At 54.1% G+C, this 17487-nt stretch carries 14 protein-coding genes and 1 pseudogene; 6 read left to right on the forward strand and 9 right to left on the reverse strand.

The window, feature by feature from the left end; translation table 11 throughout:
• Positions 1–29: 29 nt before the first annotated feature.
• The gene (gene ptsP, locus N1249_RS17710; RefSeq protein WP_166717577.1) at positions 30–2276 is read right to left on the reverse strand and encodes a phosphoenolpyruvate--protein phosphotransferase; all 2247 of its coding nucleotides are present in this window, start codon (positions 2274–2276) and stop codon (positions 30–32) included.
• Positions 2277–2288: 12 nt separating this feature from the next.
• Positions 2289–2819, reverse strand: coding sequence for an RNA pyrophosphohydrolase (gene rppH / locus N1249_RS17715; protein ID WP_014071600.1), 531 nt, complete (start codon positions 2817–2819; stop codon positions 2289–2291).
• A 442-nt stretch (positions 2820–3261) separates the two neighbouring features.
• On the opposite strand from rppH, the pseudogene N1249_RS17720 reads away from it, so the two are divergent.
• The 4 genes and pseudogenes from N1249_RS17720 to N1249_RS17735 all read left to right on the forward strand — a co-directional run.
• Positions 3262–3348 (forward strand): annotated as a pseudogene (locus N1249_RS17720) (hypothetical protein); the annotation flags it as partial.
• 154 nt (positions 3349–3502) lie between these two features.
• The gene (mutH, locus tag N1249_RS17725) at positions 3503–4195 is read left to right on the forward strand and encodes a DNA mismatch repair endonuclease MutH (protein ID WP_259831746.1); all 693 of its coding nucleotides are present in this window, start codon (positions 3503–3505) and stop codon (positions 4193–4195) included.
• Positions 4196–4324: 129 nt separating this feature from the next.
• Complete coding sequence (locus N1249_RS17730; protein ID WP_114978579.1) at positions 4325–4543, forward strand: YgdI/YgdR family lipoprotein; 219 nt, start codon at positions 4325–4327, stop codon at positions 4541–4543.
• Positions 4544–4666: 123 nt separating this feature from the next.
• Positions 4667–5707: an NADP(H)-dependent aldo-keto reductase gene (locus N1249_RS17735; RefSeq protein ID WP_259831749.1), complete on the forward strand. Its 1041-nt coding sequence runs from the start codon at positions 4667–4669 to the stop codon at positions 5705–5707.
• Positions 5708–5852: 145 nt separating this feature from the next.
• Here N1249_RS17735 and lplT read toward each other — a convergent pair whose 3' ends face one another.
• Together lplT and aas are read right to left on the reverse strand one after the other, a co-directional pair.
• Positions 5853–7046 carry a lysophospholipid transporter LplT gene (gene lplT, locus N1249_RS17740; RefSeq protein WP_014071604.1) on the reverse strand — a complete coding sequence of 398 codons (1194 nt, stop codon included), beginning with the start codon at positions 7044–7046 and terminating at the stop codon, positions 5853–5855.
• Positions 7039–9198, reverse strand: a complete 2160-nt coding sequence (aas, locus tag N1249_RS17745) for a bifunctional acyl-ACP--phospholipid O-acyltransferase/long-chain-fatty-acid--ACP ligase (protein WP_259831752.1) — start codon at positions 9196–9198, stop codon at positions 7039–7041. The genes lplT and aas overlap by 8 nt, the downstream gene beginning before the upstream one ends.
• A gap of 624 nt (positions 9199–9822) precedes the next feature.
• Between aas and galR the strand changes: the two genes are divergently transcribed.
• Positions 9823–10839, forward strand: coding sequence for an HTH-type transcriptional regulator GalR (gene galR, locus N1249_RS17750; RefSeq protein ID WP_259831760.1), 1017 nt, complete (start codon positions 9823–9825; stop codon positions 10837–10839).
• On the opposite strand, the gene N1249_RS17755 is transcribed toward galR, so the two are convergent.
• From N1249_RS17755 to N1249_RS17770, 4 genes are all read right to left on the reverse strand, one after another.
• A complete protein-coding gene (locus N1249_RS17755; RefSeq protein WP_259831762.1) occupies positions 10800–11276 on the reverse strand; it encodes a GNAT family N-acetyltransferase in 477 nt (158 codons plus the stop codon). The two genes, galR and N1249_RS17755, sit on opposite strands and share 40 nt — an antisense overlap.
• On the reverse strand, positions 11273–12046 hold the full coding sequence (locus N1249_RS17760) for an FCD domain-containing protein (RefSeq protein ID WP_259831764.1): 774 nt from the start codon (positions 12044–12046) through the stop codon (positions 11273–11275). The genes N1249_RS17755 and N1249_RS17760 overlap by 4 nt, the downstream gene beginning before the upstream one ends.
• 91 nt (positions 12047–12137) lie before the next feature.
• The gene (locus N1249_RS17765; RefSeq protein ID WP_259831766.1) at positions 12138–13565 is read right to left on the reverse strand and encodes a glycoside hydrolase family 1 protein; all 1428 of its coding nucleotides are present in this window, start codon (positions 13563–13565) and stop codon (positions 12138–12140) included.
• A 7-nt stretch (positions 13566–13572) separates the two neighbouring features.
• Positions 13573–14898, reverse strand: a complete 1326-nt coding sequence (locus tag N1249_RS17770) for a PTS sugar transporter subunit IIC (protein ID WP_259831768.1) — start codon at positions 14896–14898, stop codon at positions 13573–13575.
• A 299-nt stretch (positions 14899–15197) separates the two neighbouring features.
• Here N1249_RS17770 and N1249_RS17775 point away from each other — a divergent pair, with 299 nt between their 5' ends.
• Entirely contained in the window at positions 15198–16214 is a 1017-nt protein-coding gene (locus N1249_RS17775; RefSeq protein ID WP_014071611.1) for a LacI family DNA-binding transcriptional regulator, read from the forward strand.
• On the opposite strand, the gene lysA is transcribed toward N1249_RS17775, so the two are convergent.
• Positions 16206–17468, reverse strand: a complete 1263-nt coding sequence (gene lysA / locus N1249_RS17780) for a diaminopimelate decarboxylase (protein ID WP_259831771.1) — start codon at positions 17466–17468, stop codon at positions 16206–16208. The genes N1249_RS17775 and lysA overlap by 9 nt on opposite strands.
• Between the last annotated feature and the right edge of the window lie 19 nt (positions 17469–17487).

Genomic DNA, 17487 nt, shown 5'->3' on the forward strand with positions numbered 1-17487 from the left:
TCTTCCCGCGGGAGAGGGCGAAAAATGGCTTAGCGACCGCCGCGGATCAGCCCGCCCATACCACGGCGCTCCATAAAGGCAGCAACCTGATGACGCACCTCGGTTGCCAGTTGCGCTTCGAGGCTTCGTGCGGCAAGTTCACGGGCATCGTCAAATTCGATATGACGTAGCAGGTATTTCACGCGCGCCACGGAGCGTCCGTTCATCGACAAATGGCGGAATCCCAGTCCGATAAGGATTGCCACACACATGGAATCACCGGCCATTTCACCACACAAACGCAGGTCGATCCCGTACTGGTCAGCTTCGCGGGCAATCATGGACAATGCCCTCAGCATGGCGGGATGCAGGCTGTCATAGATGCTGGCGACGCGGGTGTTGTTACGATCGACGGCCAGAATATACTGGGTCAGATCGTTGGTGCCGACAGAGATAAAATCAACGCGATTAGCCAGTTGCGGCAGCATAAAGACCATTGACGGGACTTCAAGCATCACGCCGATACGCGGTTTGGGGATCGCGTAACCGATCATCTCTTCGACTTCACGCCCGGCACGTTCGATCAACCGCCGTGCTTCGTCGATCTCATCAATGCTGGTGACCATAGGCAGCAGGATACTGAGATTACCGGTCGCAGCGTTTGCACGCAGCATGGCGCGCACCTGGATCAGGAAGATCTCTGGCTGATCGAGCGTAATGCGTATCCCACGCCAGCCGAGGCACGGGTTTTCTTCACTGATTGGCATGTAGGGCAGTTGTTTATCTGCCCCGACATCCAGGGTGCGCAGCGTAACCGGTTTATCGTTAAACATCTGCAACATACCCTGATACTGCGCGACTTGCTCTTCTTCTGACGGGAAGCCGCTTTGCAGCATGAACGGGATTTCAGTGCGATATAAGCCAATACCGTCTATCCGGCTGCCGAGCTTTTCTTCATGCTCGGGGCTTAAGCCAGCATTGAGCATCACTTTGACCCGTTCGCCGCTTTTCAGCTGCGCAGGCAAATTAACGTCATCTTCTGCCAGCTTGCTTAATTCATTCTCTTCGCTGATAAGACGCTGGTATTCCTGAAGCAGAACGGGTTCAGGATCAACCAACAGTTCACCACGATAACCATCCACCACCAGCGTACGTCGGTGCAGCACCGATGGCTGGATATCAGCCCCCATAACCGTCGGGATGCCAAGTGCACGCACCATGATGGCGGCATGAGAGTTGGCAGCACCATCGCGCACCACTACACCGGCCAGCCGGTCTTGCGGCAGCTCTGCGAGTGTCGTGGCCGAGAGTTCATCGGCAACCAGTACAAAGCGTTTTGGCCAGGCATTGGCCCCCTGAATAGTGTCGTCGAGATGGAACAGCAGGCGCTGGCCCAGGGAGCGTAAATCCCCTGCGCGCTCTTTCAGATAACCGTCAGTCAGCGCAGCAAACTGTTCGGCAAATTTCTCGATAACCTTTTTAACAGCCCACTCAGCAACAAAGCCTTTATCCACCTCGGCAAACAGCTCCCGGCGCAAACGCGCATCGGAAAGCAGGTGTGAATAAAGGTCAAAAATTGCAGCCGTCTCTTTTTGCGCCCCCGCAGCAAAGCGCTTGCTGTAACGACGAAACTCGTTTGCCGCCTCTTCCAGTGCCGCGGTGAGGCGCTCACGTTCAAGGGCTTCATCCAGCGTCGAGGCTTCGTACACCTGCTCCATCAGCGGCAGCGTGGCGTCCATCCAGCCTTCTGCGATGGCAACGCCCGGTGAAGCAGGGAGCGCACGAATACGGGTGTGACGATACTGCCCGAACAGTGCGGTGAGCTGAGACTGCGAAAGAATGGCCGCCATCTGCGTGGCAAGCGTCACAAGGAATGACTCTTCGCTTTCATCGTACTGACGCAATTCGCGCTGCTGAACAACCAGCACGCCGAGAAGCTGACGGCGCTGAATGATAGGCACACCCAGAAACGCACGGAAGCGCTCTTCTTTCACGGAAGGAATGTATTTGAAGCTAGGGTGTTTTTGCGCATCGGCAAGGTTGATGGGTTCAGCAAGCCGACCGACCAGGCCGACAATACCTTCATCAAATGCGAGCGTAACGGTGCGTCCGCGTGGTTTTTTCAAACCACGGGTCGCCATCAGGTAATAGCAACGCCGGTCATGGTCGGCCAGATACACCGAACAAACCTCGGTCTCCATCGCAAGACAGATGTCAGTGACCAGAATGTTGAGCGCCTCGTTAAGACGAGGCGCACTGGCCACCTTTTCGACTATTTCTCGCAAGCGGGTGAGCATGATTTGCGTAGCTTAACCTCTTTTACGTCGCCAGGCAGGTGCGCTTTGCGGCTTAGGAGGTGTCTCCTGAAGCGACATCACCACACTTGCGAACTCTTTCATCACCCTACGGTAAACATCGCGCTTAAAGGACACGACCTGACGAACCGGATACCAGTAACTCACCCAGCGCCAGCCATCAAATTCCGGCGTGCTGCTGGTTTGCATATTGATATCTGAATCGTTGCCCACCAACTGCAATAGAAACCACTTCTGTTTCTGGCCGATACAAACCGGCTTTGTGTCCCATCGCACCAAACGTTTCGGTAACTTGTAACGCAACCAGTTGCGGGTTGAAGCCAGGATGCGAACATCTTTCCGGCTTAAACCGACCTCTTCAAACAGCTCCCGGTACATCGCTTGTTCTGGGGACTCTCCCGGATTGATCCCGCCTTGCGGGAACTGCCAGGAGTGCTGACCATATCGCCGGGCCCACATCACCTGGCCCTGACGATTACAAATTACAATTCCTACGTTTGGGCGGTAGCCATCGTCATCTATCACCGGACTACCCCAAACTAAACCTTATATATGAATGATTGTTTCACACTCCAGGGAGGCGGTAAACCACTCTCTTACAGGCCTGCAACCTAATAACATTTGAATAACCCACAACTATGAGTGGAGTTATAAACAGATGAGGTGCCATAAGGCCAATTTTATTCACCTTTTCTGTGGATATAGTTGTGAAGAAGTACGGAATTACCGATGAACAACCTGAACGGACGTTGAAATCACCTGCAAAGCGAAATAAATATACTCTTTGTTTTTCATATGATTAATGCTTATTTCTTGCAAGAATACATCAATAACGTGATGATCATCACACGAGAGATCGTCGTACTGATGAAAGATCGAACAGAGTCGGTTTTATCCACAGATTGTGCCAATAAGTTAGACACAATTTGTGTGAAAATTCGATTTTCGTCGCACGTCAAGGCTGTAAATTGAAACAGTAGTAGGGGTTATTCCCAGTTATCCCACTTTTCTGTGGATAACATGGTGTAAGATCCTGTTTATTGTCAGTGACCAGATTTGAACAACCTGTTTTTCGCACCCATCTGATTTCTAAATAAAAGATAAAATCACATACAAATCATATACATGGCATATTCGTACAGAAAAAGTTAAACTCTATCCACAGGGCACAAAAACTTAGTTCATTTTTTAATCAAAAGGTTATCTTCATGTATTCGCTTACGCCGCTGCTCTCTCCTCCCACCAGCGAAGACCAATTGCTGCATCAGGCACAGCGCCTGGCGGGTTTTTCGCTTGGCGAGCTGGCCGCGATGGCAGGCTTACCCATTCCCAACGATCTCAAACGTGACAAAGGCTGGATTGGCATGTTGCTCGAGCTGTGGCTTGGGGCAAGTGCCGGCAGTAAACCCGAACAGGATTTCGCGGCACTTGGCGTTGAACTGAAAACGATCCCGGTGGATAGCCAGGGAAAGCCGCTGGAAACCACCTTTGTCTGTGTAGCGCCGTTAACCGGCAATACAGGCGTAACGTGGGAAACCAGCCATGTACGCCATAAACTGAAACGCGTGTTGTGGGTTCCTGTGGAAGGCGACAGGCAAATTCCGCTCGCTGATCGTCGCGTCGGTGCGCCATTGCTGTGGAGCCCCGATGAAGATGAAGAGAGACAGTTGTGTCTGGACTGGGAAGAGTTGATGGATATGATCGTGCTCGGGCACGTTGAGCGCATTACCGCCCGGCATGGCGAAGTTCTACAGCTACGCCCAAAAGCTGCCAACAGTAAAGCGCTCACAGAAGCTATCGGCGCTCATGGCGAGCCGATCCTGACGCTGCCCCGCGGCTTTTATCTCAAAAAGAATTTCACCGGCGCTCTGCTTGCTCGCCATTTCTTACTAAAAACATAGATTTTTCACGAAATTTGCGATGTATCAAACACAATCACCTGGTTTTTAAGATTTTACCGCTTTCTCCTGTCGGATTATCGGGTTATTACTACACTATGATTTGATACGAGCCAGGTGAGGACGATAACGATGAAAAAATGGGCAGTGTTAATTTCAGCAGTCGGTTTAGCGTTTGCAGTATCGGGCTGTAGCAGTGATTACGTTATGGCGACCAAAGATGGCCGGATGATCCTGACAGACGGCAAACCTGAAGTTGATGACGATACCGGGCTGGTCAGCTATCGCGATCAGGAAGGCAACAAAATGCAAATCAATCGCGACGAAGTTTCGCAAATCATCGAGCGGTAAACAGATAAAGGTCAGTAGCTTGCTGGCCTTTTTGATTTTTCTCTTCCCCTTTTGTCTCCCCTCTGCCATGTTTATATTCCTTCGTCGGGGAGTTCCTGACGCCCATTGTAAAGGAAGCCGGCTATGCATTATCACCGTATCCCCCACAGCTCTCTGGAGATAAGCCAACTGGGGTTGGGCACGATGACATTTGGTGAACAAAACAGCGAAGCCGATGCCCATGCGCAACTCGATTATGCCGTGAGTCAGGGGATTAACCTGATTGACGTTGCAGAGATGTACCCTGTTCCTCCGCGCCCGGAAACACAGGGCTTAACCGAAACGTATGTCGGGAACTGGCTGGCAAAACGCGGTAATCGTGAAAAGCTGATTGTCGCCTCTAAAGTCAGCGGCCCGTCGCGTAACAATGATGCCGGGATCCGTCCAAACCAGATCCTCGATCGCAAAAACATCCGTACTGCGCTGGATGCCAGCCTTCAGCGCCTGCAAACCGACTATCTCGATCTTTACCAGGTGCACTGGCCACAGCGCCCGACAAACTGTTTCGGAAAGCTTGGCTATAGCTGGAACGAAAGCGCGCCGGTCGTCACCCTGCTCGAAACGCTGGAAGCCCTGGCAGAATGCCAGCGCGCAGGCAAAATCCGCTACATTGGCGTCTCTAACGAAACGGCATTTGGCGTGATGCGCTACCTGCATCTGGCGGATAAACACGATCTGCCGCGTATCGTCACTATCCAGAACCCGTACAGCCTGCTGAACCGCAGCTATGAAGTCGGTCTGGCCGAAGTGACACAGTATGAAGAGGTCGAGCTGCTCGCCTACTCATGCCTGGGCTTTGGCACGCTCACCGGTAAATACCTGAACGGTGCGAAGCCTGCCGGTGCACGTAACACCCTGTTTAGCCGCTTTACCCGTTACAGTGGTGAGCAAACGCAAAAAGCCGTCGCGGCATATGTTGATATCGCTAAACGACACGGACTGGATCCGGCGCAGATGGCACTGGCCTTCGTGCGTCGTCAGCCGTTTGTTGCCAGCACCCTGCTGGGCGCGACCACTATGGAACAGCTGAAGACCAATATTGAGAGTTTCCATCTTAACCTCAGCGAAGAGGTGTTAGCGGAAATTGAAGCGGTGCATCAGGTTTATACCTACCCGGCACCGTAATAAGCGCAAAACGGCAACTCATGTTGCCGTTTTTTTGCACCGCAGAATACCGTAGGCCGGGTAAGGCGAAGCCGCCACCCGGCTTTTCATCGGTGTCAGTGCCTGCCATTGCCCGGTGGCGCTACGCTTACCGGGCCTATAACACTCAACGCCGACGCTGCCAGACCCACAGTCCGGCAATCGCCAGCGCAAAGATAGCACCGAACCCAACCCCAATCGCCACGGCCGGTGTACCCACTTTCACCGCCAGCGAGTAAAGCCCAAGCATCAGCAGCATCGCTGCGTTCTCACCCAGGTTTTGCACCGCAATAGCATTTCCCGAGCCAACGGTCTGCTTACCGCGATCCTGAAGCAGCGCATTGAGCGGCACAACAAAGAAACCGCCGAGAATACCAATCAGAACGAGCAAGACATACGCCGGAAGTAATGCGTGTTGCAGAGAGAAAATCAGCACAACAACGCCTATCAGTATCCCCGCCGGCATACAGCGCGCAACGGTATCAAGCGTAACCAGTTTCGCCGCAGCGCCTGCACCAACCACAATCCCGATCGCCACCATCGCGTTAAGATAGGTTGGTGTAGCATTATCAGTGATCCCCAACGCCACCGGAACCCACAGAACCAGCAGGAAGCGCAACGTCACGCCCGCGCCCCAGAACATGCTGGTTCCGGTTAACGAAAAACGCGTTTCGCCATTACGCCACAGCACGCGGCAGGCATTAAAGAAGCTGGCAGTCATTGGCGTAAAGCGCCAGGATTGCCCTGGTCTTGCCACGGCCAGTTTCGGGATAAACAGGTTTGCCACTACCGCGCCGCCATACACCACGGCGCAAATGCCTAGCGCTGCCAGCACATGCCAGTCGGCCAGCACACCGCCAGCTACAGAGCCGAGCAGAATGGCGGCTATCGTTGAGGACTCCATCAGGCCGTTGGCTTTCACCAGCTTGTCGCCGGTGGTCAGTTCACCGAGAATGCCATATTTGGCCGGAGAATAGGCCGCCGCGCCAATGCCCACCAGCGTATAGCCGATAAACGGGTTGAAACCAAAACAGATACTGGCTGCGCCCAGTAGCTTTAGGCTGTTGGCAAACATCATGACCCGGCCTTTCGGGAAGCTGTCCGCCACTTGCCCCACAAAAGGGGCAAAAACAATGTAAGCACCCACAAACACCATCTGGAGGATCGGCTGGCTCCAGTCAGGGTAGAACTCCGCTTTCAGCAGTGCCAGGGTGGCAAACAGCAAGGCGTTATCACCAAAGGCTGACAGGAACTGGGCAGCAATCACTGCCATCATGCCTTTTGACCAGATTGAGGTGTTAGTGTGCACTGACTCACGCATTCTGCTGTTCCGCCTCTTCAAGCATCCCTTTCAGGGTGACAAAATCGGGCTTACCGCTGCCCAGTACCGGCAATTGTTTCAGATAACGGATATCGCGTGGCACGGCCAGTTCAGGAATGCCGTGTTCACGGGCATGGCGCAGCAGCTGTTCGCGTTTAAGTTCACTGTCGGTCGTGAACAGCACCAGCGCTTCACCTTTACTGGCATCGCTTTTCACGACCGTCGCGTGAAGTTTGTCGGCAGAAACCGCCGTCGCCAGCTGTTCGACCATCTCCAGCGAAATCATCTCGCCTGCTATCTTGGCAAAGCGTTTTGCCCGCCCCTGGATTTGCACAAAGCCCTGTTCATCGAAGCGAACGATATCACCCGTGTCGTACCAGCCTGTTTCAACAACACCGTCTATGTTTTCCGCCGTTGGCACTTCCAGCACGCCCGGGTTTTCGACTCGCAGATACCCGTTCATCACGTTTGGCCCCTTCAGCTGCAAGCGGCCACCGTCTTCAATCCCCGGTACAGCCAGCAAACGTGCGTCCATGGCTGGCAGAATTCGCCCAACGGTAGCGGGTTTTGAGGCCATTGGCACGTTAATAGACACCACCGGCGCACACTCCGTCACCCCGTAGCCTTCCAGGATGCGCAGACCAAATTTGTCCTGCCAAATCTGACGGGTGCTGTCCTGAAGTTTTTCCGCCCCGGCAACCACATATCGCACACGATAGAAGTCATAAGGATTAGCAAAACGGGCGTAGTTTCCGAGGAAAGTGGAGGTCCCGAAAATCACGGTGCAGTTACGGTCATACACCAGTTCCGGCACAATGCGATAGTGCAACGGGCTTGGATAGAGGAAAACCTCGGCACCGGTCAAAAGCGGTGTAAACAACCCGACCGTCAGGCCAAACGAGTGGAACAGCGGCAGCGCCGACATAAAGCGGTCATTGGCCGTAAAGTCAGCAATGGTTTTGATCTGCTCGACGTTGGCCAGAATGCTCTTGTGGCTGTGAACGACCCCTTTCGGGTTCCCTTCCGAGCCAGAGGTAAAGAGGATAATCGCCGCGTCTTCCGGCTGCTGTTTTACCTGCGCCAGGCGCGGCATCAGCAGGTGGGCAAAGATCCACAGCTTGTCGCCCGTTGTCACGTCCGCTTTGAGATCCTCCAGGAATACCCAGCGAACCTGAGTCAGCTGTTCCGGCAGATGCCACAACTTGCCTTTATCGAGGAACTGACGCGAGGTAAAGACGGTTTTAAGTTGCGCCGCCGTGATAGCGCTGGTCAGCCCTTTAACACCCGCCGTGTAGTTCATCATTGCCGGAATGCGACCGCGGGAGACAGCGCCAAAAATCACCGCCGCACTGATACCGGCGTTAGGCAGCATCAGACCAATCTTTTCGCCTTTCTGGCTGTATTTTTCAAGAATACGGCCAACAAACAGCGTTTTGGTCAGCAGCTTGCGGTAGGTATCTGGCGTAAAGTTGATGTCTTCAATGCAGTTTTTCTTCGCGCCATAACGATGTTGCGCCGACAACAATGATTCGTAGAGCGTTTCGCGTGGGCGGATCGCCATGCGCGCTTCCATCATTATCTGGTGCAGCATTTCACCCGCAATTTTACGGCGGTCGCGCGCACGTGGCGCATCAGGCATCGGCAGCGTGGTCGGCGGCAGAATATGCAGGGTAATCTTCGGGAACAAACGCTGCTTCACCAGCCCTTTCAGGCGGCTGAAATGGCTCAGCTCAGCCCCTTCAATACGCAGCGGTACAACGGTTGCTTTCGATTTCGCGGCCACAAAACCTGCGCCATCGTAGATTTTCATCAGCGACCCGGTCACCGAGATACGCCCTTCCGGGAAAATCACTACCGGGCGACCCTGCTCAACCAGACGCACCAGATGTTTAATCATCATCGGTTTTGTCGGGTCAAGTGGAACGAAATCAATCAGCGGCGCCAGCCAGCGCATAAACCACTGCTGGCTGATAGAGGTATAAACGGCAAAAACCGGACGTACGGGCAAAAACAGTGCCAGTAAAATGCCATCAATAAAGGAAACGTGGTTTGGGGTGATAAGAACGCGCTCGCCTTTTAGCGCCTGGGTATCACCGGTGACGCGAATGCGAAAAAGGATACGAAAGAGTGTACGGAAGAACCCAAAAAGCATTTCAACTCCCTTTGCCAGCCAGAGTGGGATGTTCTTTAAATGGTGGCAGATTACACGAGAAGTGCAGCAGGAGCGATAGCTAAAACCGGGCAAAAAAAAACCTGCGCATCCGCGCAGGTTGGTGCAAGTGATGAGTACGAGATGCGTACTAAGAATTCTCACCAATCAATACCTCTGGGATCTTGATTGTGGATGTTCGACATGTGCTTCGCCAGCGGGAAAACGCAAGGGAATGAGCCGAAGTGCAACCAGTTGTGAATATTCTCTGTTGCTGTTACAGGTTGAACTGTGAGGCAAAAAAAAAACCTGCGTAGAAACGCAGGTTGGTGTAAATCGTGTTAATCAACCGGAGTTGATTTCACCTATCAATACCTCTGGGATCTCGACTCTATCAATCCGCCAACAGTCCCGACTATCAGACAATCGCAACAGCCTAAGGCAAAGTGTAACTAAAGGTTCAGATTGACATTATTTTGACATGTCTTGCTGTGTAACGATTACACCGTCAGGGTATGTTCTGCGTCACGTTTGTCGATTGCGAAAACCCCCGCCCCTTGTATGCGCGCTACTTTTCCGCAACACTAGTTCGTGTGTAAACGCTTACCCCCACTAAGAAGGTATTAAATGGCGACAATTAAGGATGTGGCCCGTCTGGCAGGTGTTTCCGTCGCGACCGTCTCGCGCGTGATTAACAACTCACCGAAAGCCAGTGACGCATCGCGCCAGGCAGTACAAAGCGCCATGGAATCGCTGAATTACCACCCCAACGCTAACGCCCGCGCCCTGGCGCAGCAGTCGACAGAAACCATTGGTCTGGTCGTGGGTGATGTGTCAGATCCCTTTTTCGGCGCCATGGTTAAAGCCGTCGAACAGGTGTCTTATCAGACGGGGAATTTCCTGCTGATTGGCAACGGCTACCATAGTGAACAAAAAGAACGTCAGGCCATCGAACAGCTGATCCGCCACCGCTGTGCCGCGCTGGTCGTCCATGCCAAAATGTTGCCCGATGCAGAACTCATCAGCCTGATGAAACAAATTCCCGGCATGGTGTTAATCAACCGCATCATCGCCGGATATGAAAAACGCTGCGTTGCGCTCGATGACCGTTACGGTGCCTGGCTGGCGACCCGCCATCTGATCCAGCAGGGTCATACCCGCATCGGCTATCTCTGTTCTAACCACCCCATTTCGGATGCAGATGACCGCCTGCAAGGCTACTACGACGCACTGCGCGAAAACGGTCTGCCGTGTAACGACCGTCTGGTTGCCTACGGTGAGCCTGACGAAAGCGGTGGCGAGCAGGCCATGACGGAGCTGTTAGGCCGCGGGCGGAATTTCACCGCCGTTGCCAGCTATAACGACTCCATGGCCGCAGGTGCGATGGGGGTGTTAAATGACAACGGAATTGACGTGCCGGCAGAAATTTCACTGATTGGCTTTGATGATGTACTGGTGTCTCGCTATGTGCGTCCACGTCTGACCACCGTGCGTTATCCTATCGTGACGATGGCAACGCAGGCGGCAGAGCTGGCATTAGCGCTGGCAGATAAACGCCAGCCGCCGGAAATTACGCATCTGTTCAGCCCAACGCTGGTGCGCCGTCACTCCGTGGTGCCACCCGCTGAAGGACAAAGCGAATAACGATACAGATGGACCGTTTTGTTCGGGTATTCCAGACCATCACCGATATAGCGCCAGCCGTAACGTTCGTAAAAGTCGCGGCAGGCAGACCAGAGGTGTAATTCGGAATACCCGGCCTGTGCGGCAAAGGCGATGACATGTTCCTGCAACAGCCCCGCCAGCCCCTTGCCGCGAGCCGCCTCATCAACGTACAACGCGGCAAGCCAGGGATAAAGATCCTGACGGCTAATCAAATCACAGCGCCATAATCCCACCGTCCCCAGAAGCTGCTCGCCCTCTACGGCGATAAACGTCAGCGGCAATGCGCCCGGAGCCTGGCTATGATCAACCACGCTCTGGAAAAACTCACGCGGCAGCCCGTCGCCAAAAGCTTGCCAGATCCAGTCGATAACCTTTTCTGCAAACTGCGGGGCGGCATAAAGCGGCAGAATTTTCACACCAGCTTCCCCTGAAAAACAGGTACGGATTCAAAAAGATAACCGTCAAAATCTGGCGCATCTTCATCAGACAGCTCGAGAAGGCTCTTTTTCACATTTTCGAGATGCTGGAACATGGCCTGCCATGCGCCCATCACATCGCGCCGACGCAGTGCCGCGAGGATAGTCTGACGATCGCCAAGCCACTTCAGACGCCAGGCACGGCTGCCGATATGCACGTTGAACTGCTGCCACAGCGGGCTGCTGTCCATGTGATGCCAGATGCTTTCAACCGTTGCCAGCAGCATCTGATTTTGCGTTGCCCCCGCCAGCACCAGGTGAAACATCTTGTTGTTATCCTGGCTTTTATCGTCGGCGGCAATGGCCCGCTGCTCTTGCTCGATAATGCGACGCAGGTTATCGATGTCCGCGCGGGTGGCCATTTTTGCGGCAAACGCGGCGATGTTACTTTCAAGCAGCTGGCGCGCCTGTAAAATCTCAAACGGGCCAACATCGCTATTCAGGAAACGCTCTTCTTCACTTTCATGTTCTTCAGGAATGCGCATCACATAGACGCCCGACCCCTGGCGAATATCCACGGTGCCCTGCAATTCCAGCATCAGTAATGCCTCTCGCACGATTGTGCGGCTTACGCCGTAGGTCTCGGCAATGTTCCGCTCCGGCGGCAGGCGCGAGCCAACGGGATAATGCCCCTGGATAATTTGCGCGCGCAAATCCTCGCCAATCTCCTGGTACTGTTTTTTTTCCGGCGGGACGACTGCCTGATCCACGATATCACCTGTACTTAGCTGTTAATGCGCAGGCCGGGCATCCTCCCGGCCAGTTTGTGCACTATTTTACCAGAACCCACACTGTTTGCGCTTACTTCCATTCATCGTCAATACAGAGCGTGAGCATGCGCGCATCGCGCAGTTGCCGGAACCAGGCGGCCGACTTTTTGGCGCGTCGGGCACGGTTGTCATCCAGATCGATCTCAATCAATCCATAGCGATTTTTGAACGCGTTCATGGGCGAGACGTTGTCCGTGAACGCCCATAGCATATAGCCGTGACAGTTTGCCCCCTCTTCCCGCGCCAGCAGCGTGTAGTAGAGATGTTCGCTGATAAAATCGATCCGGTAATTGTCTTCGATGATGCCATCACGATTGCGGAACTGCGCTTCGTTCTCAACGCCCATACCGCTTTCCGCCACAAACCAGCGGATGTTGCGGTAGTCGTTTTTAATGCGCATCGCCATGTCATAGATAATGCGTGGATAGATTTCCCAGCCGCGGGATTTGTTCATCCGCCGCCCCGGCAGTTCAAACGGCTCATAATAGTACGCCGGATGGAACGGCGTTTCCGGGTGCCAGGCGCGGGATGGCGCTTTCACCCGGTGCGGGTAATAGAGGTTGATCCCCAGCTCATCAACGGTGTTGTCGGCAATCAGCGTCAGCTCTTCTGGCGTGTGATCCCACTGAACATGGTGCTGCTCCAGCAGGGTAAAAAGCGCCTGCGGATAATGCCCGTGAACCAGCGGATCAAGGAATACGCGGTTATAAAACAGATCGTACATTTCGGCAGCGCGTACATCATGCGGCGCACGCGAACGCGGATAGGTCACTTCCGGGTTAAGAATGCAGCCCACTGAGCCGCGATAGCCTTTCTCGCGAAACAGCTTCACCACCTTCGCCGTCGCCAGCACTTTATGGTGGTTCCACTGCATCCAGGTACTGGTGTTCTGCTCATATGGCCAGCGTAGCGCATCCAGATAAACCCGGGTTTGCACCACAATCGGCTCGTTGAAGCTAAACCAGCGCGTCACTTTGGTGTGGTAGCGCTCAAACACCTTTTCAGCGTAACGCACAAACAGCTCGACGACATGCTTCGACCCCCAGCCGCCGTAGATTTCCAGCAACACGCCAGGCTGCTCGTAATGCTCCAGGCAGATCATCGGTTCGATCCCCTGACGGTGCATTTCGTCAAACAGGGCGTCGTAATAGGCGGCGTACTCTTCGTCCACCGTGGCATTTTCGTAGTCAGTCAGAAAGCGCGACCAGTTGATAGAGGTGCGATAGTGCGTCAGCCCTGCCTGTTTCATCAACGCGACGTCTTCGCGAAAGCGGTTGATAAAATCGGTCGCCACTGCCGGGCCATAGCCGTTATGCCAGACGTGACGATCGTTTTTGTACCAGAGGTCGAGCCAGGAGTCTTGCCCCGTCTTCTTGCCACTCCAGCCTTCCGTCTGCCAGGCGGACGCCGCTGCCCCAAGGATAAAATCGTCCGGTATTGTTATCTGTTTGGTGCTCATCAGGTCCTCACGCGTTGTTGGTGGCTTGTTGCAGTGCAGCCTGTTCAGCACGGCGGGAAGCGATCTTCACAAACGGCAGGTAAATCAGCACGGCCGTTACAATACAGATAAGCTGAGTAACAACCGCCCCCATTGAGCCCGCGGTCGAAAGCCAGGCGTTAATCAGTGGCGGCGTGGTCCAGGGCACCATCACCACGGCTTTTCCGGCGAACCCGGTGGCCGTTGCGAAATAGCCGATGGAGCCTGTCACCAGCGGGGTGATGATGAACGGGATCGCGAGGATCGGATTAAGCATGATCGGCATCCCGAAGATAACCGGTTCATTAATGTTAAAGAGGCCAGGGCCGATGGACAGCTTGGCTATCTCTTTCATCTCTTTGCGTTTGGTGGCAATCATCACCGCAATCAGCAGACCAATGGTTAAACCTGAACCACCGATACTCATATACACATCCCAGAACGGCATGGTGATGATGTTCGGTACCTCTTTGCCCTGCTCAAACGCACTCATGTTGACGGTGATCGCCCCCAGCAGCAGCGGTTCGCGGATCGGTTTGATCATCTGGTTGCCGTGAATACCGATAACCCAGAACAGCTGAGCCACAAACATCAGTAGCAGAATACCCGGCAGGCTTTGTACCACGCGCTCCAGCGGTTGTTGCACCACCTGATACACCGCATCGTAAAGGTACATGCCGGTGATTTGATGGAAAACGAAGCCAAACGTTGCAATAGCGGTAGTAGTGATGATGGCGGGGATCAGCGCCGAGAAGGACGCCGCCACGTTAGGAGGCACCGTGTCCGGCATCCGAATCTTCAGGCCTTTGCGGGTTTCCAGCCAGCAGTAAATCTCAACGGAAAGGATGGCGATAAACATGCCGAGGAATAAGCTGCGGGTATCCGAGAACTGGCGCAGCAGCACGTCTTTCACCACATGCATCTGCCCGTCGACCATCATTTCAACCGTCGTCGGTGTAACGCAGATAAAGCAGATCACCGCCAGAAGACCCGGGAACAGCGATTTTATCCCGTTGATACGCCCCAGTTCGATACCAATTAAAAACACCGCGCCAATGTTCAGAAAGTTCAGGGTAGCGTAGTTAATCGCACTGGTAATCGGTTTCAGCGCGGCGAGAAAAGAGAGCGATTCGAAGCTCGCCAGGCCGTTTTTCGGATCCAGCACCATGTTGGAGATCAGCACAGAAAATGCGCCAACGATGATGACCGGCATTAAGGTAATAAAAGAGGACTTGATCGCCATGATATAGCGATAGCTATTGAATTTGGTGGCGAAACTGCCCAGAGCGTCGATCAGTTTTTCCTGCAATGCCATAGGGTAATACCTCAGTGAAGGGCTTTTATTGGAGTAGATCTACAGCCGCCTGCTATTGGCATACCAAAAATAGCTTTCTGGTGCTATTCGTTCTGTGATTAATCTCCCATCGTGGCAAAAGGTATTCCAAATCATGATTTATAACCACTTTGGTATGCCACTTATTCGGTTTTATGCTGTGGTGATAGCCCGTTGCCAAAAAGCGTGATCGTGGTGGGGATTTTGCCCTCGCCGCTGCGCATATGTGCCTGAGTGTCTGTGATAAACTGCGAACGATTACGTGAAAGCAGGAATTTCTAATGGCAACAATGCTGGATGTCTCATTACGCGCTGGTGTTTCAAAAGCCACCGTCTCACGCGTGTTGAACGGCACAGGTCAGGTAAAAGAAAGCACGCGCAAGCAGGTGTTTAAGGCAATGGAAGAGTTAGGCTATCGGCCGAACTTTCTTGCGCGCTCGCTGGCGAACCAGACCAGCAACAGCATTGGTCTGGTGGTGTCGACGTTTGACGGTTTTTACTTCGGACGCCTGTTACAGCAGGCATCGCGCCAAACGGAAACGCACGGCAAGCAGCTGATCGTCACCGACGGGCACGATGCGCCTGAGCAGGAAGAGATGGCCGTGCAAATGCTGGCCGACCGCAAATGCGATGCCATCGTGTTGTATACCCGCTACATGAGCGAAAAAACGATCATGAAGCTTATCCATTCCGTGCAAACGCCGCTGGTGATCATCAACCGTGAAGTGAGCCAGGCGGCCGACCGCTGCGTGTTCTTCGAACAACAGGATGCCGCCTTTAAAGCCGTGGATTATCTGATAAGTCAGGGCCACCGCGAGATTGCCTGCATCACCGTTCCGATCCACACGCCAACCGGTAAAGCGCGCCTGATGGGCTATCGCAAGGCGCTGGAAAAGCACGGAATTGTCTGGGACGATCGTCGGGTGAAATATGGCGATGCGGGAATGACGCGGGGATATGAGCTGTGCAAAGAGCTGATCGCTGAAAACGTGCCGTTTAGCGCGCTTTTCGCCTGTAACGACGATATGGCTCTGGGTGCGTCGAAGGCGTTACATCAGGCCGGGCTGCGTATTCCTCAGGATATTTCGCTGTTTGGCTTTGATGATGCGCCGAGCGCGAAGTGGCTAGAGCCTGCACTCTCTTCGGTCTATTTGCCTATCGATAATATGATAGTGACGGCTATTGATCAGGCGATCCGGCTGGCAAAAAACCAGCCGGTCGAAACGATCCCGCCGTTTACCGGCACGCTGGTGTTGCGTGACTCAGTAACCACGGGCCCGTATTTTCACTCAAAATAGTTCCAGCGCCAGCAGTTCCTGAATGGTCTGGCGGCGGCGAATCAGCCGCGCCACGCCATGATCGAACAGCACTTCCGGCAGCAGCGGGCGGCTGTTGTAGTTCGAGGACATTGACGCTCCGTACGCTCCGGTATCATGCAGCACCAGGTAATCACCCGGTTTCACTTCAGGCAGCGCGCGGGTTTCCACTTTACCGCCCTCTTGCTGAGTGAACACATCGCCCGATTCGCACAGCGGGCCTGCCACTACAGTTTCGACCCGCGGTGCCTGCGTTAAATCGCGCCCGTCTGCGGCCAGCGCCGTAATGTGGTGGTAACTGCCGTACATGGCAGGGCGCATCAGATCGCTAAAGCCTGCATCAATCAGCACGAAATGACGTGAACCCATCTCTTTCACGCTACGCACCTGCGACACCAGCACGCCAGACTCCGCCACCAGGAAGCGACCCGGTTCGATTTCCAGCTTCACCGCGTGCCCCAGATGGGCGGCAATTTTATCGCGCGCCGCGCTCCACAGGCCGTAATAGTGATCGGTATCGATAGCCTCTTCGCCTTCACGATACGGGATAGACAGGCCGCCACCGGCGGAGATCGCCTCCATATCCTGACCAAAATCGATAACCTGGCGCACCATCGCGCCGCACACCTGCTCCAGGTGGCCGTAATCGACACCCGAGCCAATATGCATATGAATACCCACCAGCTCCAGGCTGTAGCGCTGAATCACTTCAAGCGCAGCAGGCAGATCGGTATACCATATCCCGTGCTTGCTGTTTTCGCCGCCGGTGTTGGTTTTTTGGCTGTGACCGTGGCCAAAACCCGGGTTCACGCGCAGCCAGACGCGATGGCCAGCAGAAACCTGACCGAGCTGCTCCAGCATGTCCACCGAACCCGCATTCACCGGAATGCGCAGTTCATGTACGCGAGCCAGTGTAGGTTCATCAATCAGGTCAGCCGTGAACACAATGGCATCGCTGTCGCTCTTCGGATCGTATCCGGCCGCCAGCGCACGCTCAATTTCCCCCAGAGAAACCGAATCGACCTTCACCCCCTGCTCACGCATCAGGCGCAAAATATGGATATTCGAGCAGGCTTTCTGGGCAAAACGCACCACGTCAAACTGATGCAGCGCGGCAATCTTCTCGCGGACGATCTGTGCGTCGTAGACCCATACCGGGCAACCAAATTCGGCAGGCAGGCGCAGTAAATTATCGGCGTTCAAATCGGTATCAGTCTGGTTAAGCGGGCGTGGCATGGTCTTCTCCGGGGGATGG

The sequence above is a fragment of the Enterobacter sp. CP102 genome (assembly GCF_025152625.1).
GTDB classification, from domain to species: Bacteria; Pseudomonadota; Gammaproteobacteria; order Enterobacterales; family Enterobacteriaceae; genus Enterobacter; species Enterobacter soli.